This is a genomic window from Pirellulales bacterium (assembly GCA_035533075.1).
GTDB lineage: Bacteria > Planctomycetota > Planctomycetia > Pirellulales > JAICIG01 > DASSFG01.
In genome coordinates, this window is record DATLUO010000257.1 from 1 (window position 1) to 26,730 (window position 26,730).

At 64.2% G+C, this 26,730-nt stretch carries 22 protein-coding genes; 7 read left to right on the plus strand and 15 right to left on the minus strand.

Annotation, left to right across the window (positions count from 1 at the left end):
• On the plus strand, positions 1-190 hold a 190-nt coding region (locus VNH11_32120; GenBank protein ID HVA51031.1), incomplete at its 5' end, for a hypothetical protein.
• 62 nt (positions 191-252) lie between these two features.
• Here VNH11_32120 and VNH11_32125 read toward each other — a convergent pair.
• Positions 253-2,454: a hypothetical protein gene (locus VNH11_32125; protein HVA51032.1), complete on the minus strand. Its 2,202-nt coding sequence runs from the start codon at positions 2,452-2,454 to the stop codon at positions 253-255.
• Positions 2,455-2,613: 159 nt separating this feature from the next.
• Between VNH11_32125 and VNH11_32130 the strand changes: the two genes are divergently transcribed.
• A complete protein-coding gene (locus VNH11_32130; GenBank protein ID HVA51033.1) occupies positions 2,614-3,174 on the plus strand; it encodes a hypothetical protein in 561 nt (186 codons plus the stop codon).
• A 154-nt stretch (positions 3,175-3,328) separates the two neighbouring features.
• Here VNH11_32130 and VNH11_32135 read toward each other — a convergent pair whose 3' ends face one another.
• From VNH11_32135 to VNH11_32155, 5 genes are all read right to left on the minus strand, one after another.
• The gene (locus VNH11_32135; GenBank protein HVA51034.1) at positions 3,329-3,583 is read right to left on the minus strand and encodes a hypothetical protein; all 255 of its coding nucleotides are present in this window, start codon (positions 3,581-3,583) and stop codon (positions 3,329-3,331) included.
• Complete coding sequence (locus tag VNH11_32140) at positions 3,580-3,825, minus strand: hypothetical protein (protein ID HVA51035.1); 246 nt, start codon at positions 3,823-3,825, stop codon at positions 3,580-3,582. Before VNH11_32140 ends, VNH11_32135 begins: the two co-directional genes overlap by 4 nt.
• Before the next feature lie 445 nt (positions 3,826-4,270).
• Positions 4,271-5,167: an ATPase domain-containing protein gene (locus VNH11_32145; protein HVA51036.1), complete on the minus strand. Its 897-nt coding sequence runs from the start codon at positions 5,165-5,167 to the stop codon at positions 4,271-4,273.
• 147 nt (positions 5,168-5,314) lie between these two features.
• Positions 5,315-7,252 carry a thioredoxin domain-containing protein gene (locus VNH11_32150; GenBank protein HVA51037.1) on the minus strand — a complete coding sequence of 646 codons (1,938 nt, stop codon included), beginning with the start codon at positions 7,250-7,252 and terminating at the stop codon, positions 5,315-5,317.
• Between the two features lie 204 nt (positions 7,253-7,456).
• Positions 7,457-8,410, minus strand: a complete 954-nt coding sequence (locus tag VNH11_32155; protein HVA51038.1) for an FHA domain-containing protein — start codon at positions 8,408-8,410, stop codon at positions 7,457-7,459.
• A 181-nt stretch (positions 8,411-8,591) separates the two neighbouring features.
• Between VNH11_32155 and VNH11_32160 the strand changes: the two genes are divergently transcribed.
• Positions 8,592-9,572 carry a tRNA-dihydrouridine synthase gene (locus VNH11_32160; GenBank protein HVA51039.1) on the plus strand — a complete coding sequence of 327 codons (981 nt, stop codon included), beginning with the start codon at positions 8,592-8,594 and terminating at the stop codon, positions 9,570-9,572.
• On the opposite strand, the gene VNH11_32165 is transcribed toward VNH11_32160, so the two are convergent.
• On the minus strand, positions 9,478-10,299 hold the full coding sequence (locus tag VNH11_32165) for a DUF3891 family protein (GenBank protein ID HVA51040.1): 822 nt from the start codon (positions 10,297-10,299) through the stop codon (positions 9,478-9,480). The genes VNH11_32160 and VNH11_32165 overlap by 95 nt on opposite strands.
• Before the next feature lie 204 nt (positions 10,300-10,503).
• On the opposite strand from VNH11_32165, the gene VNH11_32170 reads away from it, so the two are divergent.
• Positions 10,504-12,996, plus strand: a complete 2,493-nt coding sequence (locus tag VNH11_32170) for a DUF1559 domain-containing protein (protein HVA51041.1) — start codon at positions 10,504-10,506, stop codon at positions 12,994-12,996.
• Here the strand turns inward: VNH11_32170 and VNH11_32175 are convergent.
• Positions 12,977-13,741: an RluA family pseudouridine synthase gene (locus tag VNH11_32175; GenBank protein ID HVA51042.1), complete on the minus strand. Its 765-nt coding sequence runs from the start codon at positions 13,739-13,741 to the stop codon at positions 12,977-12,979. The genes VNH11_32170 and VNH11_32175 overlap by 20 nt on opposite strands.
• Before the next feature lie 61 nt (positions 13,742-13,802).
• Between VNH11_32175 and VNH11_32180 the strand changes: the two genes are divergently transcribed.
• The gene (locus VNH11_32180; GenBank protein ID HVA51043.1) at positions 13,803-14,993 is read left to right on the plus strand and encodes an aminotransferase class V-fold PLP-dependent enzyme; all 1,191 of its coding nucleotides are present in this window, start codon (positions 13,803-13,805) and stop codon (positions 14,991-14,993) included.
• Here VNH11_32180 and VNH11_32185 read toward each other — a convergent pair.
• The 4 genes from VNH11_32185 to VNH11_32200 form a co-directional block, all read right to left on the minus strand.
• Complete coding sequence (locus tag VNH11_32185; protein HVA51044.1) at positions 14,982-17,411, minus strand: DUF1080 domain-containing protein; 2,430 nt, start codon at positions 17,409-17,411, stop codon at positions 14,982-14,984. The genes VNH11_32180 and VNH11_32185 overlap by 12 nt on opposite strands.
• A 148-nt stretch (positions 17,412-17,559) precedes the next feature.
• Entirely contained in the window at positions 17,560-20,040 is a 2,481-nt protein-coding gene (locus VNH11_32190; protein HVA51045.1) for an alkaline phosphatase family protein, read from the minus strand.
• Between the two features lie 140 nt (positions 20,041-20,180).
• Positions 20,181-20,369 (minus strand): hypothetical protein, encoded by a 189-nt coding sequence (locus VNH11_32195; GenBank protein ID HVA51046.1) that lies wholly within the window; start codon positions 20,367-20,369, stop codon positions 20,181-20,183.
• 141 nt (positions 20,370-20,510) lie between these two features.
• On the minus strand, positions 20,511-20,741 hold the full coding sequence (locus VNH11_32200) for a hypothetical protein (protein HVA51047.1): 231 nt from the start codon (positions 20,739-20,741) through the stop codon (positions 20,511-20,513).
• A gap of 507 nt (positions 20,742-21,248) precedes the next feature.
• Between VNH11_32200 and VNH11_32205 the strand changes: the two genes are divergently transcribed.
• Positions 21,249-21,710, plus strand: coding sequence for a hypothetical protein (locus VNH11_32205; GenBank protein ID HVA51048.1), 462 nt, complete (start codon positions 21,249-21,251; stop codon positions 21,708-21,710).
• Between the two features lie 215 nt (positions 21,711-21,925).
• The gene (locus VNH11_32210) at positions 21,926-22,165 is read left to right on the plus strand and encodes a hypothetical protein (protein HVA51049.1); all 240 of its coding nucleotides are present in this window, start codon (positions 21,926-21,928) and stop codon (positions 22,163-22,165) included.
• A 37-nt stretch (positions 22,166-22,202) separates the two neighbouring features.
• Here the strand turns inward: VNH11_32210 and VNH11_32215 are convergent, their stop codons facing one another.
• The 3 genes from VNH11_32215 to VNH11_32225 form a co-directional block, all read right to left on the minus strand.
• A complete protein-coding gene (locus tag VNH11_32215) occupies positions 22,203-23,204 on the minus strand; it encodes an NUDIX hydrolase (protein ID HVA51050.1) in 1,002 nt (333 codons plus the stop codon).
• Positions 23,205-23,213: 9 nt separating this feature from the next.
• Positions 23,214-25,580, minus strand: a complete 2,367-nt coding sequence (locus VNH11_32220) for a tetratricopeptide repeat-containing protein (GenBank protein HVA51051.1) — start codon at positions 25,578-25,580, stop codon at positions 23,214-23,216.
• A 68-nt stretch (positions 25,581-25,648) separates the two neighbouring features.
• Entirely contained in the window at positions 25,649-26,515 is an 867-nt protein-coding gene (locus tag VNH11_32225) for a hypothetical protein (GenBank protein ID HVA51052.1), read from the minus strand.
• Between the last annotated feature and the right edge of the window lie 215 nt (positions 26,516-26,730).

Sequence of the window (26,730 nt, forward strand, 5' to 3'; positions counted from 1 at the left end):
CTGGGGCAGAGCCTGGCCGCGTGGAGGCTGGCACTTCGTTCATCTCGGCGGCCAGGCGATGCCCCGGTTGGACGCACCGGGGCATCGCTTGGCCGCCACGCGGTGGAAGGGCGCCGGCCGCTATCTGGCCAAGCTCTGCCCCAGCCACCGCTTCTCCTCGAGGCAAAATGTCTCATTCTCGGCCGCGTGAAGTATAACGCCTCAAATCGGTGGGCCGGCGCTCGCAAGCTCGCTGGTCCCACCCTACGACGGTTACTGCACTACCAACGCCCGTGCCAGTACCGAAGCGGGAACGCCCGAAGGGGCCACCGCCAGCGCGTAGTCGGCAAACTGCACATTATAGTGCGATTGCGCCTCCAGAAAGGCCAGCGTCTCGCTCGATAGCCGACGCACCGCCGCGACGGCGTCGGACAGACGCCGCTCTCCCGCCTCGCATTCGGCCAGAACCGCGACACGGGCAGCGTCCGCCGCAATCACGGCATTGGCGTGGCCCTGCACGGCTTCGTGCCGCTTTGGCAGCATGCCGACGAGTTGCCGCACGTAGGCGGCCTGCAAGAGCGTTGCCGGTTGGGCATCGAGCTTCAGCCGATAACCGCCGGCGTGCGGCGACGTGACCGGCCAGGGCCAGGGGCGGTCCAGCGGCCGGCGCAGCAGCATCGCCAAATCGAACTGCGCGGCCAAGATGCCGGTCTTCGCTACGTCCGCCGCCGCTGCCGCCGCAAGTTGCGCCGTGCGGAGCCGCAGCATCGCGTCCGCGGCGCCCGCATCTTCCCGCCGGCGAAGCGCGACCGGTTGCAGCGCTCGCAACTGCTCGATTTCTTGGCTCAATGTCTGCCAGGCGGCGATTTGCTGCCGGCAGTGCCAATAGCTTGCCAGCAAGGCCCGCCAGTCGCCGGCCGGCACGGCGCTAAGAGCGTCGGCCAGGCTGACGGCCGTGCCCTGCGACGGGTCTCGTGCTTCGTCCCAGTGCAGCGCGGCGGAAAGCTCCTGCGCACGCTTCAGCGACGATAGCTCGCTCAGACCGCCGTAAAGCCCCTGATCGGCCTCGGTGGGCAATGCATCGGTTGTCGAAGCGGTCGTCTCCGGCTGCTCCTCGCCCACTCGCGACTCGACCGGTTCGACCCTGGGCGGCTTCGCGACGAAGTGCCTCTGGCCGGTTGGCCGCGGGCGGCTGGTGGAACTTGACGACGGAGTCGCCGCCCGCCGCGGGCGCCCGCTCTTCTGGCGGGGCGAATGGTTTACGTCGGGCGCCTGCTTCAACGCGGGGCTGGCCTCGTCGGGCAGGCGTCTCAGCGGCTGCGATTCGCGCGGCGGAGCCAGCGTCGGAACTCGCACCCTGGGGGTCGGCGGCGCGTCGATCGGCGATTCGAACGCCGCCTGCTTCACGCCCCGCCGCCGTTCGGCAAGTTCCTTTCTGTCGGACTTTTCTGCCGGCGCCGCCGGCGGCGGGCCGATCAAGACCCCCACCAGTTGCGCGCTGGTCAGGCCGGCGGGAACCACGGTCAAGGCGTATTCGGCGATGTCGAGATTGTAGTCGCGGACCGCCGCCACGAAGGCCCACCGCTGTCGGCTGAGCTCGATCACGCTATCGACGACGGAGACCAGGTCGAGTTGCCCGGCCAGGTAGGCCTCGGCTTCGGCATCGGCACTATCGGCCGCCGAAACGGCCGCGGCCGCACGCAGCTCGATCGAGCGGTGCAACAAGGGCAGCGTGCGGTCGATCAGGTGCATCTTGGGCGGGGCGGAACGCGCATACCGCTCTTGAAAGAAGGTGCGATAGGCCCCGCTGTGCGGCAGGTCGGCGGCCAGTGGCAGCGGCTCGTTGGCCGGCAACCGCATGTGGTCGGCCAAAGCGTATTGCTGCGCCAGCACCGCCAGCTCCGCTTCGCGCACCCGTGCTTCGGCCGAGGCCATACGGGCTTCCAGCACCGGATGGCTGGCGTGCCGGCCGCTGGCGTCGGCCGGAGGCAGCAGTTGGCCCAGCCGCGAGGCTTCGTCGGCGGCAATCCGATACTCGCAGGCCGCGGCAAAGAGCTGCCAATAGGCGGGTATGACAAGTGCCCGTTGCTGCCGGTCGTGGATGCGCGAGAGCAGATCGACCAGCGCGATCGGCTTGCCCTCCAGCGCCTTGTCTCCTTCGGCCAGCCACTGCAGCAAGGCGTCGGGCGAATTCTTTGGCGCCGGTGCTCCGGGATCGGCCGCGCCGCCGGCTTCAGCGGCTTCCTCGATCGCCGGTTCGAGCGTCGCGCCGTCGGCATCTTCCATGCTCGGCCCGTCGAGCGCGTCCCCGTCGAGGGCGTCGCCGTCGCGTGGATCGCCGTCGAGCGAGCTGTTTTCGTCGGCGGCTTCGAGGGGCGTGTCGAGCTCGGCCGCGCGGGCTTCGCGGTCTAAAGCGGCTGCGTCGGAGACCTGGCCGCACAGGGCGACGATCATCAATAGTGAGCTAATGTCCATCCTTGACGCTCCTTCCATGCGCCGTGCTTCTTGCTCTTTCGGCTGCTGAGGTAGAATATCAGGGAGCTAGCGTGACGCGCAGGCCGTTTTGAGTCAAACCCAATTCCGTGCCTCGGCGAGCGTAACCGGTTTCTGGCGGAGAAAGAGGTAGAGTAGAAAGTGACAGGCTGGCGAAATTGGTTGGCGTTTGCGGCGCTGCTGGCGCTGGTGTCGGCCTGTGCCCTGGCGGTCGGCGATGCCGCGACGCGCCCGGCGCGTTTGGTCGATCGGTTGGACCACGAGGCCCTTTTCCACTGGCTCTCGACGCGCGACCTGGGCCGGGAGTTGAGAACGACCAAGCTGCGTCTGGCGCGGCGTTTGGCGGAAGATTTTCGCCAGGGCTACGACTGGCAGTACGAGCTGGCCGAGCTCGATTCGGCCCACCGCGATCGGGCCATCGCCAACCTGCGCGAGCTGGTGCCCGTATGGCTGCTCGACCGGGCAGACCGCTACACGGCGCTGACCGAGCCGGAACGCACGGCCTTCGTCGACGAGCAGCTCGACGACCTCCTCTATTGGCCCGTTTGGCAGCGTCGCGCGGCCGGGCAGTTGGCGGAGTTGCTGCCCCGCAATCCGGCCTTGGCCGTGCAGCAAATCGACGCCTGGACCGACGGGCTGGAAACAGGTCAACGGCAGCGGATTCAGCAATTCACCGGCGCCCTCTATCTGCGCTGGCTGTAGCGCGGCTACCTGTTCATGCCCGGCGGCGCGTAGTCTTAAGCGGAATTCCGTCGCCGACCGAACGCATGGCATGATGGAATTCGCTTAGGTCGATCCATCGGGTGAGATACGCGGCCAATTAGCGATGGTCGCCCCAGTCATTGCTTGGCGGCCGTCATTGCCGGCGCCAAAGATCCCATACGGTCACGAGCCGATCAGGCTCGTCGACATCATAAAGTGCTGCAAGGGGGGCGACGAGCGCGATGCGCGTGGCCCCGCCGCGCGACTCCCCGAATGAGAGCGGTTCGCGGGCCAGCGCGGCATCGATCGTGTCGGCGGCCGCGGCAACATCGGCGCGGTCTGCGGCGCCGTTCCAAAGGCGCGCAAGCTCTTGTTCCGCGCCCGGCCGCCAGACCACGGTGAATTTCATGTTCGCCCCAGATCGCGCCAGATCTCGGCGAGGGGCCGACCTTGGGTTTCCTGATGTCGGCGCCGGAGCTCTTCTTTGGAATGCGGGCTTTCTGCCGAAAGCGCGGCATAGAAGAGCTCATCGTAAAGCGACGAGGGGAGAAAGTGCCCGACTGTCTGTCCGGTTTCATCGCAGACCTCGACCGGCTCGTCGAGTCCGTTTAACTTCGATCGGAGATCGGCATCGAGCGTCAGTCTGGTCATGTTAGGGATACCTTTTGGGCATATTGAGCTACAGGTAAGCATATCCTGCCGCCCGTTGCCCGGCAACGCCGGGAAGAACGGCGTATCCGTGCTACGCGCTGCGAGTTGGGATCCCGCACCTGGGCCTTCCTCGGCCGGGCCGCCTGCCTCCTCACGAAGTCAGGTGCGGAGTCGCGCATCTTCGCGGTCGTGGTGCGTAAGCCACACTGACGGGGGGATCCGGTGCAACGTTGCACCCAAAGGCGCCGGCGAATCGCTTGTATAAGCGCACGTCGATGCGTTGCCCTGATCGGCGGCAAACCCTTGCGCAGCAAGCGGTTCGGAAGGGCAAGCCGGTCCGCGGCCGTCGAATTGCCACAAGCGCACGAGCTTCGGGTGGCAACCATTGCCACCTCCGCGATAAGGCGACCCGCGCGGTCGGCCATCGGGCCATGAATAATCCGGGCTAGCCCGCCGTCATGCCGCGTTCGGTGATGGTGTACGGCACGATTTCATCGCTGCACGCGCTACCGCGATGTTTGGCGATGTAGAGGGCCTTGCTCAACTTGTTGCCCTCGCGGATCTTGCCCAGATAGATGACCGTGTTGGCGTTCGACAAAACGTCGCCTTCATCGAGCTTGCGCGAAATCAACTCCTCCAGCATCGCTTCCGGCGAGGTGTAGAGCAGCAGGCAGGAGACTTGCCGGTAATCGTAGGCGTTCGCCTCCACTTGGCCGGCGTGTGCTCGATAACGCTCTCTCAGCAAGTCTCGGGCGACCCAGTCGTGGTCTTTCCGCAGGATCTGGTGGTAGACGTACTCGAACAGCTCGAATTGGATCGACTCGCTCGCGCGGTGCGCCGGTTCGATACCGTCGGCCACGACGCGCCTCGCACCACGGAGGAAGTTGCCGTAGAAGAAGGCGATCGTCACGTTCAGCTTGCGGGCCAGCTCGGCTTGCCAGTCCTGCCAGGCTTCGAATTCAAGATCGCCGCGCGTCACGCGACGGCCGGCGTAGTCGAAGACGTGCAGGTAATCACCCAACGGACAAGCCAGGTCGAACAGCTCCCGGCTGCCGGGCACACGGTCGGTAGGGGCGGCCCTCAACTGCCAGCCGAACATCCGCCGGGCGTATTCGTCGTGGCTTTGCGCGTCGCCGCGGGCGCTCATGTCGAACACCAGGCCGGTGCGCCCCTCTTGCTCCTTGCCGGCACGGGCGAATTGGATCCCGAGCTGGGTTTTGCCGATGCCGGTGGCGCCGGAAACCACGGTCAAGGTGCCCGGCAACAGGCCGCCGCCCAGCAGCTCGTCCAGCCCTTCCACCCCCGTCGACAGCCGGCGGACGTCGTTCGTTCGATCGTTCACAGTTTCCGGAACCTTCTTTCGTTGGTTGTTGCGTAATAGCACGATTACTCCAAAACCAGCGGTGGCTGGGGCAGAGCCTAAGCGATGCCCCGGCGCGTCACAACCGGGGCATCGCCTGGCCGCATGGCCGATTCAGATGCCAGCCGTTTACTGGCCAGGCTCTGCCCCAGCCACCTTTTGGATCCTGATCGCCGACCAGGACACAACCATCCGCGGCATGGCCGCCGGCGAGCGGTTCAGAAAGCGAGCGAATGCCGTGACGGTCTTCTCGGCCCGCAAGAGATCATCGGGCTTACCGAGCGCGCTGGCAAGGTAGGCTAAATTGCCGGCCGATACGGAGTTGCCCGATGGCGTGGCCGAATCGATCGGGTCTTTCGGGCGGGCCAACAGGGTTTCGTGGTCGTCGGACGTGAAGAAGAAGCCGCCCGCACCGTCGTCCCAAAACAATCGCTGCTGGACCGCCGTCAACTCCGCCGCCGCGTCGAGCCACTTCTTTTCATCCGTCGCACGGTGCAGGGCCAACAGCCCGTCGACGAAGAAGGCGTAGTCGTCGAGATAGGCATTCAGCTTCGCCTGGCCCGACGTGTAACTGTGCAGCAAGCGCCCTTCCGGCGTGCGGAGGTGTTGCAAGACCGCGTCGGCGGCGCGACGGGCGGCCGCCAGGTAAGACTCGTTGCCAAACAACCGCCCGGCATCGGCAAAGCCGCGAATCATCAAGCCGTTCCAGCCCGTCAGAATCTTCGTGTCGGTCAAGGGCCGCTTTCGCCGGCCGCGCACGGCCAGCAGCTTTTTGCGGCTGGCTTCGAGACGCTGCTGAAACACGGCCAGCGGCATTCGCTCGCGTTCGGCGGACTTTTCCAGGGGCCGGGCCAATTCGAGCACGTAGCGCTTCTCGAAGTTCGGCGGGCCGTCGACTCCGTAGACCGCCGCGACCCGCTCGTATTCGGCCGGCTCCAAAACGTCTTTCGCTTCCTGCCGCTTCCAGACATAAAAGGCGCCCTCGTCGCCGTCTGTCTCGGCGTCGATGGCCGCGTAAAAGCCGCCGCAGGGATCGGTCATCTCCCGGCCGACGAAGGCCAAGATTTCTTCGGCGACCTGCCGGAAATCATCGCGCGCGGTCAACTGCCAGGCTTCGGCATAGAGGCTGGCGAGCTGCCCGTTGTCGTAGAGCATCTTCTCGAAGTGGGGAATGCGCCAAAAGCGGTCGGTGCTGTAGCGGTGAAAGCCGCCGCCCAGATGATCGCGGATGCCGCCCGCCGCCATTTTCTCCAGCGTGACGACCAGCATCGTCCGCGCGTCATCGTCGTTGGTCCGCCGAGCGTGGTCGAGCAACAGCATCAGGTTCGATGGTTCGGGAAACTTGGGACGCCGCGGGTTTGCCGTGCTGTATCCAAAACCGCCGTGCTCGCCGTCGTACTGGTCGGCCAAAGCGGCGACGGCCGCCTGCACCACGCCGTCTTCCAACGCCTGCGGCGCCAGCGCCTGTTTGCCCAGCTCACGTCGCAAATAGTCGGCGAGCTGGTCGCCGACGGTCGTCAATTCGTCGGGCGCTTTTTGCCACCGCTCGGCGACCAGCGTCAGCAGGGTCAATAGTCCCGTGACTCGCTGCGCCGGTCCGGCGCCCGCCGCGGGGGCGATCTCCTTGTCGCGGGGCGGAAAATAAGTGCCGCCAAAAAACGGTTTGGCGTCGGGCGTCAGAAACATCGTCAGCGGCCATCCGCCCGGCCGGCCCAAGGCGTGCAGGGCCGCCATGTAAATCTCGTCAACGTCGGGCCGCTCTTCGCGGTCGACTTTGATGCACACGAAGTTCTTGTTCATGAAGTCCGCGATCTCGTCGTCCATAAACGACTCGCGCTCCATGACGTGGCACCAATAGCAACTCGAGTAACCGATCGACAGAAAGATCGGCTTCTTCTCGGTCTTGGCCCGGTCGAGGGCTTCGGCGCCCCAGGGATACCAGTCGACGGGATTGTGCGCGTGCAGCAGCAGATAGGGACTTGTCTCTTTCGCCAGGCGGTTTGCGCGGCGTTGGTTCTCGGATTTTGGCTCTTGGCCCGCGCCGATCGTGGCGAAGAGCACGGCCACCGCTGCCACAAGGCACCGCCGCCATCGCGGGGCGGACCTGCCTAGTGCTCTGTCAGTCGTTCCTCGATGGATCGACCGCGAAGCGACGGCGGTGGCGGGGGCAGAGCTTGGCCAGGACCGGCCAAGCTCTGCCCCAGCCACCCCCTGACATCCATCAATCAACGAGTGACGGAGCACCACGATGTTTCGCTGACCGGGCATGGGCTAGTTGTCCAGGCCGAGCGAATTGAGGAAGTCGTCCAGCGCCGCATCGCCTCCGCTGTCCGCCGTTTTCGACGCCCCCGCCTCGGACCCGTTGATTTCGAGATTGTCCACCGGCTGCGCGGGAGCGGTCTTTTTTCGGACCGCTGCCTTCGGGGACGAAGCCGGCTTTTTCCGCGGCTTGGCGTCGGCCGACGCCGGCGGGTCGTCGGCCAATTGAAACGTGTCGTCGCCCTTGTCGCTTGTCGTTGCGGACGGCTCAACCGCGGGCCTGGAGGCGGGCTCCGCAACGGCCGCTCCTTCGTCTTTTTCCGATTCGTCCAGGAAGTTGAAGGTCGCATCGCTGGCCGGCTCCGCCTGCGGCTCCTCGCTGAGAAACCCGAACGCTTTAGCATGATCGTCGCTGGAATCGCCAACGTCGGACACTCCCGCCGGCTCGCTCGTGGCCGCGGCTGCCCGCGGCGCACGCGCCGCTGGCTCGTCTCTTTGCGACGACGTATCGACGATGGGCAAGGCTTCTTCCACTTCGTCCGGCGAAGCTGCCGTGGCACTCGGCCGATCGCCGTTCAGGTCGGGAAAATGGCCGTTGTGTTCATACTCGGCGCGAAAGGTCAAGGGGCCGATCGTCAGGGTCTCACCCGGCTTGAGCAGCGCCTCTTGCACGCGCTGGCCCTCGACCACGGTGCCGTTGAGCGAACCGTTGTCGCGGACCACCAGCGCGCCCTCCAGCTCGTAGATCAAGCAGTGATGGCGGCTGACGGTGGCATGGGCCACGGTCAGATCCGCGTCACGCCCGCGACCGATCATGGAGGGCAGTTTTAGTTTGACTTCGGAGCGGTTCGCCTTTCCGCCCACGACCACCAACTTGGCTTCCATCGCGTCTTCACCGTTTCCGCAGCATTGAGAGAGGACCGGCTGCCGCGGCGCGATGCGCAGCAAGCCAATGACTTGGGCCACCAGACGTTACTATAGCCGGTAGCACGGCCCACGCAACCGAATTCACGACTTGACCTTGCGACGGAGGGAACCGAAAAAAGAACCGTTGCCCAGTCACGTACCGGTCTTACGCCTCGTGAAAACGACCCCTCGGCTGCAAATTGGTCCCGTCACCGTCGATCCGCCGATTTTGCAGGCGCCGATGGCGGGCTTCACGAATTACGCCTATCGGCAGATCGTGCGCGAATTTGGCGGCGTCGGATTGCAGGCCACCGAGATGATCAGCGCCAAGGGGTTTTTGGCCCAGGAGGAGCGGCGGCAGGAACTGCCCGACCGGCTGTGGGGCGTCAAAGAGGAGCCCCGTCCGCTGGCGGTGCAGATTTGGGACAACGACCCGGCCATCTTGGCCGAAGTCGGAGCCAGGCTGGCCCACGAATTTCAAATCAGCGTGGTCGATCTCAATTTTGGCTGCCCGGTGAAGCAGGTGACGGTCGACGCCCATAGCGGCTCGTACCTGTTGCGCGACCCGGAGCGTGTCGGCCGGATCGTCGAGCGCGTGGTGGCGGCCTGCCGGCCAACCCCCGTCACGGCCAAGATCCGCCTCGGCTGCACACGCGACAAGATCACCGCCCCGGCCGTCGCCCAGGCCGTGGAAGACGCGGGCGGGGCCGCCTTGACGGTCCACGGCCGTACCGCCCAGGACTTCTTTCAAGGCTCGGCCGATTGGGAAAACATCGCCGCTTTGAAGCAGCATCTCAGACGCATTCCGCTGATTGGCAACGGCGACCTCGACAGCCCGGAAAAAGTCGTGTTCGCTCTGACGCGCTACCCTGTGGACGGAGTGATGATCGCACGGGCGGCCCTCTCGCGGCCGTGGCTCTTCCGCCAGGCGGCCGCGGCGTTGGCCGGCCAGCCGGTGCCGCCCGATCTGGACCTGGCTGCCGAGCGAACGCTTTTGCTCTATCATTTCCGTCTGGTGGTGGCCCGCTTCGGCGCCGACAAGGGAACTCGCCTGATGCGCAAGTTCGCCTGTTGTTATGCCCAGGGCCGGCCGGGCGCGAGGGAATTTCGCACCTATGCCGCTCGCGTCAGCACGCCGGCCGAGCTTCATCATGTCGTGGAGACGTACTTTCCGCGCGGCGAAGCGACCAGTTCAACGTCACCGGCTGGGCCGCGGCGGTGACGACGTCGCTGGGGTCTGCGTAGGGCCTGACGGCGATCGCGCGGCCGAGCGCCGCCACTTCCAATTCGTCTGTAAGGAAGGGCCAAGGCGAAACGGAGATCGCATACGGCCCGGTCGTGGGCCGCAAGGTCAACACCGGTCCGCCCGGCGGAGCGAACTCCTGCGGCTCCCGCCGTTCGGCGCAACAAAGCCAGAGACTGAGGGCGTCGAACATCTGCAGCCATGATACGGCGCGATCGGCCGCCGCCCGGTCGGCCGAATCGCCCGCCGTTTTCTGCCACATCGCCAGCCATTTGTCTCGCTCGGCCTGTTGCTCGGTGAGAAAATCGTTTGCCAATGCCGTCGCCGTGGCATCCGACTTCCAGCGGCCCGAGAACCGCTCGAGCAACCGCGTGAAGTGGCCGCTGACCATGTATCCGGCCAGCGGGCCGATGCCGGCCGCCGCCCGAATCGACTCGCGCCAGATGGCCAGCGAATCGGTCAGCGCGGTCTCCGTAAAATCGAGCGGACGGCCGGTCTGGGCATCGACTTTCGGCGCGATTTCCCAGGCGGCCCAGCCGTCGTCGTGATGGGCCACCGCCGCCACGATTCCTTCGCGCGGTGCAAGCCGGGCAAACGGTTCTTTTCCCCACGGTCCGGCCAGCGCGCCCGACAACCGGGCGTGCTCGACCTGAGAGATCAGCACCCATTGCTCCTCGCCTGTCGCCGTTTTCGATCGTCGTATCATGAATCACATCCTCGCAGCAATTCGCGCACCGTGCATCAGGTTTGCTAGCGGAAAACAAGCCAGTTTCTGCCTCGCTGTAAAAAGACCGCCCCAGTGAGTCATGCCGTAGCCTTGCACCCGCGTCTGGCAAATTGCCCGGAAAGGCGTAAAATATCTGCCATTGTGCCGCAAGACCCACCGCCCAGTACACCCTTGACGACTGCCATGACTTACTTTCGCACGCTGATCGCCCTCGCCGGCTGGCTCGTTTACGCCCAGGCAACTCTTGCTTCGCCGTTTTGTCTTCCGCCCGCACCCGCCGATGCCGGCGTCCTGCGTGCCGCCCCGGAGGAATGTCTGTTCTACGTCGGCTGGAACGGCGCCGGCACGGCCGATGCCAAGAGCGAGAATCAGACCGAGCAATTGCTCGCCGAAGAGGAGGTCAAGAACTTCGTGTCGAAGCTCGACAGCCAGGTGACGGCCCTGGTGCAGCAAGCGATGCGCGGCAATCCGGCAGCGGCGATGTTCGCCGACGATGCGCCCGCACTCGTCAAGGCCGTGCTCACGCGACCAGCGGCACTCTATGTGTCGAAGGTGGCCGTCGGGCCGATGGGTCCCGACGTGCGTGCCGGGCTGGTGATTAACACGGGCGACATGAAGCCGACGTTTGCCAAGCTGGTGGGGCAACTCGAAGCCCTGGCCGCGGGCCAGTTGCCGCCCGGCATGAAGCTTGAAGAAACCAACGTCGGCGGGGCCGTGCTGCACCGCGCTCCGCTGCCACCAGGCCAGCCCGTCGTCGTGTGGGGATTCAAAGAAAGCTATTTTCTCGTCAGCGTGGGGGCCGACGCGGGGCAAGAACTGGTCGGGCGACTCGCTTCGGGCTCGCCGCCCGGCTGGCTCAGCAACGTGCAGCAACAGGCGGGCATCGAACGTCCCGGCACAACCTGGTACGTCAATGTCGCCGGCATCTTGCAGGCCGCGCAGCCCTTGATGACCGATCCCAAAATCGCCGCCACGCTCGACGCGCTGGGCATACAAAACGTCAACCACATCAGCAGCGTCAGCGGCTTCGATCGCCAGGGCATGGTGGGCAAGACGCGGGTGGCCACCGCGGGCGAGCCGAAGGGGTTGTTTGCCGCGGTGTCTGGCAAGGCGCTGACTGCGGCCGACTTGCGGCACGTGCCCAACGACGTGGCCTTTGCCGTTGTGGGCCGACTTGATCTGGACGACGTTTTGCGCCGCGTCTTGGAGGGGGTCGCCAAAGTCGATCCGGCGGCCCGCGCGGGAGCCGACAACGCCCTGAAAGCGGCCGATGCGCAGCTCGGTTTCAGCCTGTCCGGCGATCTCTTGCCAGCCCTGGGCGATGTGTGGTGCGCCTACGGCGCTCAGGCCGACGCGACGCCGGGCAAGAAGGCCCCGCAGGTGGGAAAGTTTACCATCACCGTGACCGTGCGCGACCGTAAGCGGCTCGACAAAAGCTACCCGCTGATCGTCAAACGATTGCAGCAAGAGGCGGAGAAAAGCGACGGCAAGTGGTCGGTGAAGCAGTCGAAGTTTCGCGGCCAGCAGGTGTATTACGTACCGCTCAAGCTGCCGCAGACCCAGGCCGCGCCGTTGCCCGTGCCGCTGAGCTTCGATGCGGCCAGCGGCGCGATCACGCCCTGTTGGTGCCTGACCGACGACCGTCTCGTGGTCAGTTCCACTCCGCAGGGCCTGAAAGACTTTTTAACTCGCGACCCGAAGGCCGAATCGTTGGCAGCGCGCAGCGAACTGGCCGCGTCGTTGACGGGCAGCGACGGTCCTTCGGTGCTCACTTTTAACGACACGGCAGCGGGCCTGCGAACGATGTATCCGGCATTACAAGCGTTGATTCCCGTGGCCTCGCTTGGCCTGGCCAGCCAGGGTCTCAACGTGCAGATTCCCCCGCTCCCTGCCTTGGCAACGCTGGAGCGTCACGCGCGGCCGTCGATTTTCTTCATGCGGCGTTCAGCCGCCGGCTTGCTGCTGGAAGACTATCAGACGGTGCCGGTTGTCAATTCGCGATCGCTGGCGACGACGGGCGTGGGCCTGGCACTGCTCTTGCCCGCCGTGCAGGCCGCGCGCGAGGCCGCGCGCCACACGCAGTCGAATAACAATCTGAAGCAGATCGGCCTGGCTATGCAGACCTATGCCGACGTCAACAAGGCGTTTCCGGCGGCGGCGAACTACGACAAGCAAGGGAAGGCTCTCTTGAGCTGGCGAGTCCATGTCTTGCCCTATATCGAGCAGCAGGAGCTTTATAAGAGTTTCAAGCTGGACGAACCGTGGGACAGCCCGAACAACATGGCCCTTATTGCGCGAATGCCGAGCGTCTACAGCAACCCGAACTTGCCGCAGGCGAATGAGGGCAAGACGAATTACCTGGCAGTGGTGGGCGAGAAGGCAATGATTCAACCGAAAAAAGCGACGACGTTCGCTGACATCAAAGACGGCACGAGCAATACCATCATGGTCGTCGAAGCCGCGGCCGATCGCGCGGTGATTTGGACGAAGCCCGACGACTGGTCGCCCGACGCAAAGGACCCGATGGCCGGACTGCGCGGTCTGCGGCCGGGTATCATCCTGGTGGTCTTCGGCGACGGGCATTCCGACGCGATTCCGAATTCGACAGCGCCCAGTTCGTTTAAGGCGATGCTCACCCGCAACGCGGGCGACGTGGTCAATTCTGGCGGGAATTGACTTTTGGCCGATGTTGGATGTCGGCGATCAAAACATCCCAGTCCGGAATACCGCAGTCGTTGCCATTTCGCCATGAGGGCAGCGGCGCCTCGACGGTGACGGGGTCGTTCGTTGCGGGATCGACGAACGACAGGCTTCGGGCGTGCAAGGCGATGGCCCGCAGCCGCTCGTTGGCGTGCTGCTCGCCGAATGCGACTGTGCTGCCGTAAAAAGCGTCGCCCAGCACTGGATGGCCGCGCGAGGATGCCTGAACGCGAATCTGGTGCGTGCGGCCGGTTTCCAGCTCGATCTCCAGCCACGAACCGTACGCGGTCTGGCCGAGCGTTCGATAATGAAGCACCGCGTGCTGCGCGTCGGGATGCTCGGCCGGCACGACCTCCGCCCGTGGATGGCCATAAACCTTGCGAAGATGGTCGGTCCAGGTTCCTTCGGGCGGCTGGACGCGGCCTTCGACGCAGGCCCAATAGAGCTTTTTGACCTGGCGGCGCTCGAACTGGCGTGAAAGCTTGAACGCCGCCCGACGCCGCGTGGCGAAGACGATCGCCCCCGACACCGGCCGGTCGAGCCGGTGTGGCACGCCGAGATAGATAAACTCACGCTCCGGGTTCTGCTCGGCCAGCCATGCCCGCAGACGTCGCTCGAGGCTGTCGAACTGGGCCGGCGCCTGCGTCGCCAGGCCGGCCCGCTTGTTGATGACGAGACAGGAGGCAGACTGGTGGAGGATGTCGATGGGCGCTGGTCCCACCCTACGCGATTGTCGAAGTCATGGGTAAGAAGCGATCGCAACTTGCGGTATAACAGCGGACATGACAATGTTACCTCTGAACGATGACGCTTGGCGAGACTGGCGCGACGAGTGGTCGCTCGCCGAAGGAGTAACCTATCTCAACAACGGCTCGTTCGGCCCCACGCCACGGGCAGTGTCCGACGCGCGGCGGCAGTGGATGGAAGCGGTCGAGGCCGACCCGCAAGATTTCCTGTTGCGGCAGCTCGGTCCGCGGCTGGCCGAGGTCCGCCGGCGGCTGGGCGAGCTCGTCGGCACCGAGGGCGACAATCTCGCTCTGGTCGACAACGCCAGCGTGGCGATGAACATCGTCGCCGCCAGCGTCCGCCTGCAAGCCGGCGACGAAGTGCTGGCCAACGACCATGAGTACGGCGCCGTGCTGCGGCTCTGGCAACGCGCCTGCGATCGGGCAGGCGCCAAGCTGATCGTGCAGCCGCTGCCCGTGCCGATCGCCAGCGCCGACGAGGTGGTCGAGACGCTGTTTGCCGCGGCCGGCGCGCGAACCAAGCTGCTCGTCGTCAGCCATGTGACTTCGCCGACGGCCATCGTCTTGCCGGTCGAAGCCATCTGCCGCCGGGCACGCGAGCTTGGCCTCGCGACCTGCATCGACGGGCCGCACGCCATCGCCATGCTGGACGTCCAGCTCGACCGCCTCGACTGCGATTACTATACGGCGAGCTGTCACAAATGGCTCTGCGGGCCGCTGGGCACCGGCTTTCTTTACGTGCATCCGCGGCGGCAAGCGGCGGTCGAGCCGGCCCTGGTGAGCTGGGGGCGGACTTTGGAGGGCGACGTGGCAAGCTGGCGCGACGAATTCAATTGGGTCGGCACGTGCGATCCTTCGGCCTATCTCGCCGTGCCGGCGGCCATCGACTTGCTGGCCCGCGCCGGCTTCGACTTCTTCCGGCGGCGCACCCACGCCCTGGCCGCTTACGCACGCGAAAGCTTCGCCGGCCGCCTGGGCAGCGAAGCGCTCGTGCCCGACAGTCCGCAATGGTACGGCTCGATGATTTCCTTGCGATTGCCGGAAGGCGAGGCGGAGCCTTTGCAAAGGGCGTTATGGCAGCGCTACAAGATCGAGGTGCCGATCGTCTCCTGGCAAGGCTTGCGGCTGGTGCGTCCGTCGTGCCATCTTTATACGTGGCGGGAAGACATCGACCGCCTGGTGAACGCGGCGCAAGAGATTTTAGAGCACGGCAATTCAATGAAATGACCGAGCAAGTACATCCATATAAAACAACGCCAGCCGCTCACCCAGCGGTTGCCCTTCAGTGGCCCGAAGCTCGAACGATTTTTGAAACTGCGGCGGCGCGAGCAAAAAGAACCGCCACTGAAATCCGCCTTGACGGCCGCTCAGGCTGTGACGCTCGTTCGTCGCCTTCGGATCCATGCCAAACAGGGTCCGCCCGTCGGGCGAATGCCAGCCCGCGCGCGGCTGCCCGTCGATGATCAGCGAGTCAAACCCCGCAGCCAATTTGCCATACTGCGTCACCCATCCGATAAACCGGCCGCCGCCCGATTGCCGGGCCCACACGCGGTCCGCCGCATCGCCGCCGGTCTCAAACACGCCGCGCAAGCGCCGCGCCAATCGCGGATCATCGTCGTCCGTCAGCGGCTGATAGGAAACCGTCAGGCCGACGGGGTGTACCGGCCGGCGGCCGTGGTTGGCCAGCGACATCGTCAGCCGCGTGCGGTAGGGCATGGCCAGCATGTTCGTCCAACCGTTGCGATTGAGCACGACGTAGTTCGGATAGTTGCCGCCCGACAGGCCGGGGAAAAAATATCGGGCCGGCGCCGCCAGGGCCGGCGCCGGTTCCTCGTCGACCGTCACTTCCAGCCACAGGTCGTCGTCGTTCAACAGCGAAGGCGCGGCGATCAGCTTGGTCCACCCGACGATGCCCGGCCCTTTCAAATCGACCAGCGTCGCCTGGCTTTTCTCGTCGATCTTCTGGCCGTCGTTGCCGGCGCGCGGCAAAGGATCGGCTTCGCGGTGCGTGCCCCAGCCAAGCTGCTCGTTGCGATACGAAAGGGCCGGCAGCAGGCCGCGGGCCACGCACGAACGGCCGTCGACGAAGTCCTCCAACGGCACGTCGTCGGGGAAGATCACATAGTCGAACCGATAGTCGGCCGGTTTGCCGCCCTGGATCGTCACCTTGAGCGATTTGCGATAGGGCAAATAGGTCAACAGCGGCTGCGTGTCCTGGCCCACCAGCGGAAGCCGTTCGTGCAACCGGTCGGCCGGGCATTCCAGCCGCGGCGTCGATTCGCCGTCGAAGTAAAACGCCAGCCGCCCCGATGGATTGCTCCGCGAGACGACCACGACGGCCGCCGGGCCGACCAACTCGGCCAGCACCTGTTCGTCCTTGCCTTTGATGCTGGCTTCGACCGCGCCGGAACCGAGACCGTCGTCGATGGCCAGGCGTTCCGGGTTCATCAGCCGCTCCAGCACGAGTTGCGAACCGCTCGGCGGGCGGCGGGTCTGCCAGGCCGGCGGTCCCAGGCCATCGGGCGCTTCGAGTACATAGAGATCGCGAAACTCCGTCCGTGCGCCGTGATCTTGCAGGCCGATCCAGCCTTTGAGGTTTCGCCGCCTTAGTTCGGGCAACTCGGCCGTGTTGGCGTGTTGCACCAGCACGCCGTTGACCCAGGCCGAGATCATATACCCTTCGGCCTTGACCAGCACGCGGTTCCACTCTTGCGAGCGGTCGGCGCGGGCCAGCGGCTCCAGGTTGCCGTAAATGGCCATCGTCGAGTGTCGCGTGAGCGGCGCGCCGCTCCGCTCGTCCAGCATCTGCAGTTCCATGCCGTCGCCGGAGGGCCAGCCGTCGCGGGCCGTGCGAATGCCGATGCCGGAATTGCCGCCCTTGGCCATTTTATATTCCAGCGAGAGCGTGAAGTTGGCGTACTCGTGCTCGGTGCGCAGATAGTTGCCGTTGTTGTTGACGCAGACGATGGCGTCGTCTTCGGGCTTCCACGAACCGAGATTGCCCGGCGTCCACCAGCCGGAAAGGTCTTTGCCGTTGTAGAGCGGCTTGCCGGCGGGCTCCGTGGCCTTCAAATCGGCCATCGAACCGCTGCCTTCGGCGACACTCATCTCCAGGGCGAAGCGGTCTTTGCCGAAAGAAAAACCGACGCCGGCCTTTTGCACAGCGCCGTCAGCGGCGTGCGTAATGGTGGTCAAGGTGACGTTGCCGCCTTTTCGCATCAGCGTCGCCTCGTGCCAGCCATCGGCCGACGGCCTGATGATAATCTGGCCGGTTTGCGATTTGCCGTCGGTACGGCCACCCACTTCCTTGCCCTCGGCGAGCGTAATGGTTACAGGGTGATCGCCGTCCGTACACCGCAGCAGTTTGATCGTCCATTTGCCGCTCTGCTCGACTTTCCAGCGAAAGCTCAACTCGACATCGTCCCAGCTCCAACCGGAGACCAGTGGGGACGAATCTTTGCTGCCGTGCAGCACGCCCTCGGTCATGCGCCAACCTTTAGCCGGAGTCGGGCCATCGTCCCAGCCGACCAGCGAATCGCGGTCGAAAAGGCTGACGGCGCGCGGTTCATCGGCCAGCGCCGGCATCGCCGCTGCGCAGGTTGCAAGAAAGACGACAGAGCAATTGTGCCAGAACTTTCGGAACATGGTGTTCAACTTAAATGACGGTCTGGGCTGAGAAAATCACGGTCCCGGTTTCCTGCGCTTTTGCCGGTCGTTCGCGAGAGAAAGGATCTGTAGGGTGGGCCGGCGCTCGCAAGCTCGCTGGTCCCACCCTACCTTTCGAGAAAAGCAGTCAATCGTCGTCATCCTCCTCCCCGCGGGCAATGACGAACGATGCCCGCACCGGCGGAGGCATGCGCGAATCGGCCCCGCGCACGCTGCGCCAAATAATCTCGTTCAGCAGAATGTCGTCGGCCGCATCCTCGCGGCTGAAGTCGAGCCGGGCCGATTGCTCGACGCCCCATCCCGTGCCCGCGTTGCGGGCCTGCAAGTCGACCCCGGCCGGACGGTGCTGGTACGGCGACAGATCGGGCCTGGCCTGAAACGAGGCATACATCGGCCGGGCGGCGGCGTCGAACTGGCTCATCGGCTTCAGCCCCAGTATCAACTCCATCGTCCGCAACATGCTGGATGTCGAATACATGCTCGAATCGACCGCGCGCCGCTTGCAGTAGGGACTGATTGCCAGTGCCACAGTGCGGTGGGCATCGACGTGGTCGGAGCCGTTTTGAGCATCGTCTTCGACCACGAAGATCGCCGTGTCTTTCCAGAACTTGCTCTTGCTCACCGCTTCGACCAACTGGCCCAGGGCCAGATCGTTGTCGGCCACCATCGCCGTCGGCGTGGGCTTGCCTTTGCTCTGGCCGTAGGTGTGATCGTTGGGCAGCCGGAGCACGATGAACTGCGGCATCTCGCCGGCCTGCTCGAAGCCGTGCAATTCCTCGATGAAACGGTCGGCCCGTTTCACGTCGGGATAGTCGAGGTCGTAACTGCGGAATTGCGGGTCGAAGTGCCCCTCCAGCGCCGGCAACGTGGCCACCGCTGGATCGCCCTTCTTCTCGCCTTCATCGATGAACTCGCCGTAGCTGCGATAGCTCACGCCCGCCTCGCGGCATCGGTCCCAAATATAGCCGCCGGCCGGCATGGCGATCTCGAAATGGCCTTCGCTCGGATACTTCAGCTTTTTCTGGCCGCCCCGATAGACCAAGGGCCAGGTCTTTTCGACGAAGTCGGTGGCGTAGGCGGCCATGCTCCACTCATGCCCGTCGGCGCTCACTTCGCTCTCGACGTAAAAGTTGTCGAGCAGCACGAACTCGCGGGCCAGGGCGTGATGATTCGGCGTTACCTCTTCGCCGAACAGGCAGAGGTTCGGGTCGCCGTTGCCTTCGGGCATGTCGCCAAACACCTGATCGTAGGTGCGGTTCTCTTTGACGATATAGATGCAATGCCGGATGGGCGTCTTTCCGCCCTGCGTGGCCGGAATAGGATGATTCGGCTCGCCCGGCTCGGCAACCGGCGAAAAGTCCGACTTGAGCGGACTGGCGCGATAGGCGGCTTCGCTATAGCGGGCCATGTCGTCGGGCGAGGGACTGTCGATCGCGCTCAGCGTGCCGCGGAACAAACCGCCGATATACTGCCGCACCGTGGCGGGCGGGTCGCGGTGCGGGTTCGGTCCCTGCACGTTGGCGTGCGACATCAGCCCCTTGCCGTTGGCCACGTAGATCTTGTTGTCGCGCCCGAACCGCACCGAGGTTGGATACCAGCCGACCGGAATAAAGCCCATCGAGCGGCTCTCGCCCGGCTCGCTGACGTTGAACACGGCCAGGTTGTTGTTGTCGGCGTTGGCCACGAACAGCACCTTGCCGTCGGGCGACAGGGCCAGGCTGTTGGGCGTGCTGCCGTTGGGCGCTTTGGGATAGAGCGCACTGGAAATGGTCTCGGTCGCATGGCCGGTTTTCGTTTCGAGCACGCTGACGGTGTTGGAATTGGCGCAGGCCACGAACAGCCGTTCGCCGTCGGGCGACAGCGCCATCTCCGTCGGATGAGCCGCGGTGGCCCAGGTGTCGTCGACTTCCATCGCCTCGAGATCGACGACCGCCACGGCCGCTTTTCCCCACAGACTCACGAACAGCCGCTTGCCGTCCGGCGTGGGCAGCGCCGTATACGGATAGCTGTCTTCGCCGAGTTCCAGCCATTGAGTTCGGCCTGGCTCGTCGAGCGGCACGGCGGCCAGCGCGTGCCCCCACGCGCCGCAGACATAGAGCGTATCGTCGTCGGAGTTGATGGCCAGCCCGGCCGGGACAAAGGTTTTGCCGTCCTGGGCCACGCGAAGCTGGCGATGATCGCTCAGGTAGCCGTCGGACACGGCGAACGCATGCACGACCTCGTTTTCGCCGCCGCTGGCGAAGATGCGTTTGCCGTCGCGGTCGAAACAAAGGCCGTAAAACGCCTGCGGCAAGTTGACGCGCGAGACGACGGTTTGATGTTTCAGATCGACGATCACGATTTCATGGTCGCCGTAGCCCGCGTGCAGCACGGCGGCGAGCGGCTCTTTGGGGTGCAGCGCGATCTGCACCGGAAAGTCGCCCAGCTTGATTTGCTTGCCCGTCGGCTTGAGCGACCATTGGTTCGGGAGCAAAACCGTGCCTTTTTCGCTCATGCCCGGCAGCCGGCGCAGCTCGTGCCGAGGGACGGCCGGCTGCTGCGCCTGCGCGGCAACGGCAAGGCAGGACACAAGAAGTACGCACAGACCGGGACGCGGGCGATGAATCACAGCGGTTCTCTCACGATGCGGGGGCATGGGGTGCGTTGCCAGCCAACGGCACGGCAACGATCGTGTGGACGATTATAGTCCGGCGTTAGCGAGGGAGCGAGGTGCCGGCTAAGCAGGAGGAGGATGGCGTTCCTAGGCCGTCACTGCACGACTTGACGGGCTGGGAAGCCCATCCTCCGACAGCCGCTCCGGCGCTGTTTGGCCCCCTGCTGCGTGACACCGAACTCGGCGGCGAGGTGTTCTTGGGTTCCTTCTTCGAGGATGTGCCGTTCGTAGAGTTGGCAATCGCGGTCTTTCGGCGGACCGCCGCGCACTTTGCGGAGGGACATGGGGGTGGAGATGGGGGGATTTTGGATTTTGGATTGGGTTGCGCGAGCGACGTAAGGTGGGGCCAGCGAGCTTGCGAGCGCCGGCCCACCGTGATCGGCGCTGTTTGGGTCTTCGGTCTTGGGTCTTGGGGTCTTGGGGTCTTAGTTGTAGAAATGCTTGTGAAGAAATGAAAAGGTGCGCGCGGATTTTGGATCGCAAGCCGCGACGCCTCCATGACTTGCGGCAACGGCGGAACGCATCAAAGTTGGTTTATAAAAGTATTTCTCGCGCTCCTCCTTCACGCTGGTTTTCGCACATCTCTCATCCTCTCCTGCAACTGGCTTGCGATGTTTCTGTTTTGCGCCGGTCTCCGCCGACCGCAGATCAGACATGGAGCCGGCTTCAGCCGGTTTTTGGGCCGTTTGCCACCAGCTTTAGCTGGTGGTGCCGAAATACTATTCCCTGGCTAGCCGACTTTAGCCGGGCTTCTCGGTCCTGGATTTAGCCGTTGCCAACACGACACCTTCAGGGGTAAAGCTTCGCCGAACCCGTTCCCATTTTCACACTAACCCGAAGCGCCGCCTAGGCGGGCTGGAAGACGCGGAATCTGCGGGAAGTTCGTCGCGCCGTCGTCGATTAGAAACCAACGTCAATAACCGCCGGGCAAGCCGGCGGCATGTCGTATTCGCCATCCTTCCTGGCGCAACAAAACCGAGGCTCTTTCAGGGAGGGCCAAGGAAATGTTCAAGGACGAGGCTGCCGAACGTCAGCGTTCGCGGCAATTCGGCCGCCGCGAAGCAAACCCTCCTAGTGAGGTAATCGAGGGGCAAAAACCCCGCATTTCCACGGTCGGTGTAAATTTACACCGACCGGAGCGGTCGAACTCGCAGGCGGCGCGAATGTTCAATGTTTCCGAAAAGTCGGTGGCTTTTGCCACGCGGGTCTTGGCCTCCGGCCACGAGCAAGTGATCGCCGCGGTGGAAGGCGGCTGTGTCTCGGTCTCCGACGCGGCGGCGATCGTCAAGCTGCTCAAGCCGCGGCAGCGAGAGCTGCTAGAGCTGGTCCATTCGGGCAAGGCCCGCACGTTGCGAGCGGCGGCGAAACTGAAGAAACCCAAAACTGTGCCGGCGGCCGTGTTGCGCAGCAATCCGCGCGATCCGCAGGTGATGCGCGGCAAGGTCCGCCGCGCGTATAGTTGTTTCATGGACGACTACGAGGCGTTCCGCGGCTATGTCGAGATGGCGGCCGACGGTTGCGGCGGCGACAACGCCTTCATCACGCGTGCCCGCGAATGCCTGGCCGCCGCCCAGGCCGCCATGTACGACTGCCTGCAGCACTACGGCCGCGCGAAAGGCGCGTAAGGTGGACCGGCGCCGCTGATTGATTGACGTTGCAACGCACGCGCAATGAAATGACAATGGATCCGCATAAAGGCTTGGCTGCCGCGCGTTTGACGCCTCGCCGCGTGAAGCCATCAACAAGGAGGTTGAAATGAAAACAGGGAGTAGTGTGGATAAATCGCTTGAGGAACAGAGTCCACAAGCTTCCGAACCCAACATTTGAGGGGCAGCACATCATGGCGGCGCCGACGACACTAACCGAACTTGTGGAGCGGTTCGAGCGGAACCGCCCGTCGTATCAGGCTACGGCCTACAACGAGACGCAGCTCCGCCGCGAGTTTTTAGACCCCTTCTTCAAGGCCCTCGGTTGGGACGTCGACAACGAACGCGGCCACGCCGAAGCCTATAAAGACGTCATCCACGAAGACGCCATCAAGGTCAGAAAAAGGGTCAGAACGATTTTGAAATCGTTCTGACCCTTTTTTTGACCAAACTGTTACCCCCAATTTGTTGTTAAATTCGGCTCTGCCGGCGCACTGGTACAATCTCGATCTGCAACGGCGGGCCGGAGGCGGTGGCATGCCGGGCATATTGCACGATCTCGCCAGTGCCACCTCGTTTGCTGTTGACTTCGCCGTCCCACAGGGCGATAAGCAAGTCGCAGCGATTGACGACGTGTCGGCCAACCGCTTCATACATTTCGTTGCGCTCCGGCCCGTAAACGGCGACAGCTTGACTGGAATGTCCTCCGAGCGGCAGCGAGTACCACTCGGCCGCACGGTGGAGGAATTGTTCGAACTCCGCGGCTGATTCGCCGGTGAAGTCGTGCCGATAAAGCTTGAGCGGCAACGGAAGGGGAGAAATCAGCCGATACCCACGGGCCAGCGCCTGCTGCCCGAAGAGTTGATCGGCGCCGGCCGCCAAGGGCGACAGGGCTTCGATCGCCCGTCCGCCCGCCTCGCGTTCGGCTTTCTCGAAAACCGCGCTCAACTTGCGCGAGATCGCTGCTCGGTCGTCGCTCCGCAAATCGCGATGGCCGCTGACGCCGATCGCATAAACATCGGGTTTCCGCGCGACCGGCAGCCGGCCCGTCTTGCCGAGAAGCAATGACATCGTGGGGCTGATCGCGCGGCCGTCGTGCATGGCTTCGGCCGAAATTTCCTCACTTCCAAGCCAGGCGTTTTCGGGCCGTTGCTCGATGCGGCACAGCTCGTCGCCGTTCAGTTCGACGTCGAACAGCTCCATGGTGTACGCCGTCTCGGCGCCTGCACGCCGCGATGTGGCGACGTAGTGGAGCCGTGCGGTCGGGTCATCGGCCATCGCCAAGCCGCCGGGTGCGACGCCCAACTCCTCGCCGATCTCGCGCACCAGGCAGTCGCGAAACGTCTCGTCCGCATACCTGTGCCCCCCGACGAAATGAAACGCGGCCCATTCGGGATTCCACTGGGCCAGGTACTCGGTTTCACCTGTGCGGCGGCGCGTGATGAGGGCCAGCGCGGCAAGCGACGTTCTCATGTTGACCCCTTAATCTGGTCTGTCAGTGACCATGATCCGACCCAGAATCGGCGTGAGGGCACCGCGAAATTCGCTGCGTTCGAATAGGCGGAGCGTCTCCTCGACTTTGTTGCCGAGGGCCTTCCAAAGCCGACAGAGCTGTTTGTAGGTGCTGTTGGCCATGCCTCCCCGGCCGGGACTGAGCTCGGCCAGGGCGTCACGGTAAAATCGCTCACCGATGGAACAATCGCTTAAGATCAAACAAGCTTCACCCTCGCTGGCAAAGACCCAAAAGCGGTCGTTCCGCGCGATATCGGTCATCCTTCGGCATATTTCGCCGACCTGTTCCGCGTAAGCTGTGGCTTTCGCCGACTCGCAATTGAGCAGCGCGAGCGTCGCGGCGTTGATCCCGGTATAATAATCCTTTGTGGCAACGAAGGCTTCTTCGTAGACCATCAATGCTTGGGCGTACATCTGCGCCGCAGTCGTCTTGGCCAAATCGGCAAATTCGCAGTTCGAGCCTTCCCAACGCCTGTCGCCGGCATCTTTGAACAGTCGTCCGATTCGACCCAGCGTTTCGAAATCGCCGAAGTCCCGCGCGGTGTCACGGAGCTTTTCCAGCACGGGCTCGGCAAGCGAGGCGAACCCGCACTCGATTTCCAGCAGTACACCTTCGGCGATGAGAGGTATGGCATGGGCCGCGTCTTCACGAATCGTGACCCTGCTCGCCACACGGGATGAGTCCGCTTCGACCTTGAAAACGGTGTCTTCGATAACGGCCCGGCCCGCTTCGTAGTCCTTCGCCTTCCAGTGGCGATGCGCGACGGCCAAGGGGATTCGATAGCTCGGCACGCCGCCTTGGTTGCCGTAGACTTGGAGGCACTCCTGCAGCATGCCCGCTGACCTCGGCATCCGCGCGGCGGCGACGCCCGCGGCAATGAGGGCATGTTCCGCCGCCGGCTGCTCGTAATTCCAGCGAACATTCAGCAGACCATAGACCACCAAAGCCCAGTACAACTCATCGCGCCACTTGTCGCAGCGTTGGTTATGTTCAAAGCCCAACCACAGTGCGGCTTCCTTGCGAATTCGCAGCACGATGGAGGTCAGCGCATCGAGCTTCTTGATGCCGGTCCGATATACCTTGGGCAGCCTGGAAAGCGTCTCGATTTGCTCGCGGGAGTTGAGACGGCAAGTCAGCTCGTGCAGCCACTCCTCGAAGGCGAGAAACATGAACATGCGTTGGGCGCGCTCCGCCTCCAGGCTGGGAAGCGAGGGGCCTGGAGTCGGCAGAAACGCCCGCTGCCCCAGCAATCGCGCTCGCACGCGGCCATCGGACAGAATGCCGGACAGCAGCCGGACCTTGAGCTCGGTCTCGAGTTTGGCGAAGTCCCAGGCCAGCACATTCCGCGGCCGCATTTCTTCATAATCGAACACGGCGGGATATTCGACCTCGCCGCGCCGGACTCCCACCAGGACGTTTCGGCCGTGCAGGTCGCCGTGCGAGCGGCCTACGAGTGAATCGGGAAGGTGGTGCTGATGGTCCGGCTCCATCATCCATTCGACGAAGTCAACCGGATCCAGGTACCGCGCCGGTTCGAGGGCCAGGTCGGCGTCGGGCTTATCGCTGCCGCAGATCAGCCAGACCGCGTCCCGGCGCATCTGGCGGCGGCCGAAATCGGACTTCCACAGCGACAAAACCGGTGCGGCGCTTTGCCCCATCCGCAACCGCGCGCGGTAGAATTCGGCGGTCGCTTCCAGACCCGCGGTCGCACCCGGAAAAAACCAGCGGCCCAAATCGGTGAAGACCTGCGAGATGGCACGCTCCACGGAAAGTGGGTCAGGACGGTCATCGCGCACCGCCCACTCCGCCGCGGTTTCCAACGTCTCGGGGCGGCCGTTTTCGCTGTTCAAGCCGAACAGCGTGTACGCATCGCGGTAGAGCACGGCCGCGCGGTCGCCCTCCAGCCCCGCCACGAGGCGCACGGGCGACAGAATGCGGCTGGCGACCTGCCGATCGTGCGAACAGGCCCGCCAGCCCTCGAAATCCGGCTCAACTTTGCTCCGTTGCCCGACCTTGACGACGTGCGTTTCGTAAGAGCCTGCGTATTTGACCTCGATGCCCAAAACGACTTTTTGTCGAAAGTCGGATGAGTAGCCGGTGAAGCAGCGAGATACCAGAATCCGTTCCGGCGGATGTTCGGTCGCCGCTCCCGGTCCTGCTGCAACATCGTTTGCGACCGAGGGCCGGCCCGCACTTTGCCCGGTGGAATCGGCCGTGGGGCACGTACCCGGCGGAGCGAAGATCACGACCAACTCGCGTGCCAGCCGCGCGCGGAGCTCGGCGGACAGCGACCCGCTCACGCTGGCGGTAAAATCGACGTGGCAGTCATGAATCACGACATCACCTTCCCTTTGTCGCGCCTTTGCGCCGCGGAGAACGACAACGCGGAAAACGTGCCGGCTAACTATTCGCAATCACCGGCCGCCGCCAGCACGTGCGGCCCCAAGTCCCCCACCGTCGGCGTCAAACCGTGTGTCAATAGGTTCTGCAATTCGCTTTCGGGCACCCAGCGCCAGGGCATGCCGAAGGCTTTGACCTTGGCTTCCAAGGCATTGCCCGACGCCCGCAGGTCAACGCCGGGCAAGGACACCTTGCACAGGTAAAAATGATAGTCGCGGTCCACTTGGTATCGCTGGCTGAACTGACGCAGCTCGGCTTCACTCTCAAGTGTGGACTGCACCCGTCCGTCGTAACCGGTGTCGTCGCGCAATGCCCTCTCGGCGGCTTGTTCGGGCAGTTCTTCGAATCGTGGGCGGGCGGCGGGAAAGAAAACGTCGCCGTAGCCGGCGTTGGGCACCACCAGAAACTCGCGGCCCACGGGGCCACGGCGGCAAACGATCGCCACGGCCGCCCGCTGAACGTAGGAAGGATCCACCAGCGCTCGGGCGATCTCTTTGGCCGACCATGAAACGGTGGGCGACGTCAACAAATCTGGCAGGGACAGAAAGTGATAGGCGCCGGCCGGATCGGCCGAAGGCAGTGGACGGCCAAGCTCGACCTCAAAGACGTGATATCGGTAGTAGGTCGGTTCGCTTGTGCCGTCCGAGGTGTCATAGGCCGCGACCACCATCAATGGCTGCTTGACGCGCGGCGCCACGGGCGGGCCGTGGTCGAGGAACGCTTGCACGGCCACGTCTTCCAGCTTTTCGCCCGGCCGCGGCTTCCGCATTGGAAACGTGTCGGCGCTCCAGCGGTCGTTATAGGAAACGAAAAACCATCCGGCTTGATTGTGTGTCACGGCAACGACGACGCTAACGGCCCGCAACGACATGGCTGGCTCCTTGGCTCTGGGAAATTCGTTCATCTGCTAGCTTACCGGGGTGCCCCATCAACTGCCAACGGATTTCGTTGATTTTGGGTATCATCCACGTTTCGGCCTCCGGGGCGGCTGCCGGCGTAGCATGCGGAAGTGTTGCGCAAAGGCAAGAAGAACCCGCCGCGGAGGCCCGCCCGGTTGAAGGCGAAAAAAATAACCGCGACGATTTG

Coding starts and splice junctions, on each gene's coding strand:
- VNH11_32210 (HVA51049.1), top strand. CDS start 21,926: ATGGCGGCGCCGACGACACTAACCGAACTTGTGGAGCGGTTCGAGCGG.
- VNH11_32125 (HVA51032.1), bottom strand. CDS start 2,454: ATGGACATTAGCTCACTATTGATGATCGTCGCCCTGTGCGGCCAGGTC.
- VNH11_32160 (HVA51039.1), top strand. CDS start 8,592: ATGGCGGGCTTCACGAATTACGCCTATCGGCAGATCGTGCGCGAATTT.
- VNH11_32200 (HVA51047.1), bottom strand. CDS start 20,741: ATGTCTGATCTGCGGTCGGCGGAGACCGGCGCAAAACAGAAACATCGC.
- VNH11_32135 (HVA51034.1), bottom strand. CDS start 3,583: ATGAAATTCACCGTGGTCTGGCGGCCGGGCGCGGAACAAGAGCTTGCG.
- VNH11_32215 (HVA51050.1), bottom strand. CDS start 23,204: ATGAGAACGTCGCTTGCCGCGCTGGCCCTCATCACGCGCCGCCGCACA.
- VNH11_32205 (HVA51048.1), top strand. CDS start 21,249: ATGTTCAATGTTTCCGAAAAGTCGGTGGCTTTTGCCACGCGGGTCTTG.
- VNH11_32170 (HVA51041.1), top strand. CDS start 10,504: ATGACTTACTTTCGCACGCTGATCGCCCTCGCCGGCTGGCTCGTTTAC.
- VNH11_32225 (HVA51052.1), bottom strand. CDS start 26,515: ATGTCGTTGCGGGCCGTTAGCGTCGTCGTTGCCGTGACACACAATCAA.
- VNH11_32165 (HVA51040.1), bottom strand. CDS start 10,299: ATGATACGACGATCGAAAACGGCGACAGGCGAGGAGCAATGGGTGCTG.
- VNH11_32140 (HVA51035.1), bottom strand. CDS start 3,825: ATGACCAGACTGACGCTCGATGCCGATCTCCGATCGAAGTTAAACGGA.
- VNH11_32180 (HVA51043.1), top strand. CDS start 13,803: ATGACAATGTTACCTCTGAACGATGACGCTTGGCGAGACTGGCGCGAC.
- VNH11_32185 (HVA51044.1), bottom strand. CDS start 17,411: ATGTTCCGAAAGTTCTGGCACAATTGCTCTGTCGTCTTTCTTGCAACC.
- VNH11_32195 (HVA51046.1), bottom strand. CDS start 20,369: ATGTCCCTCCGCAAAGTGCGCGGCGGTCCGCCGAAAGACCGCGATTGC.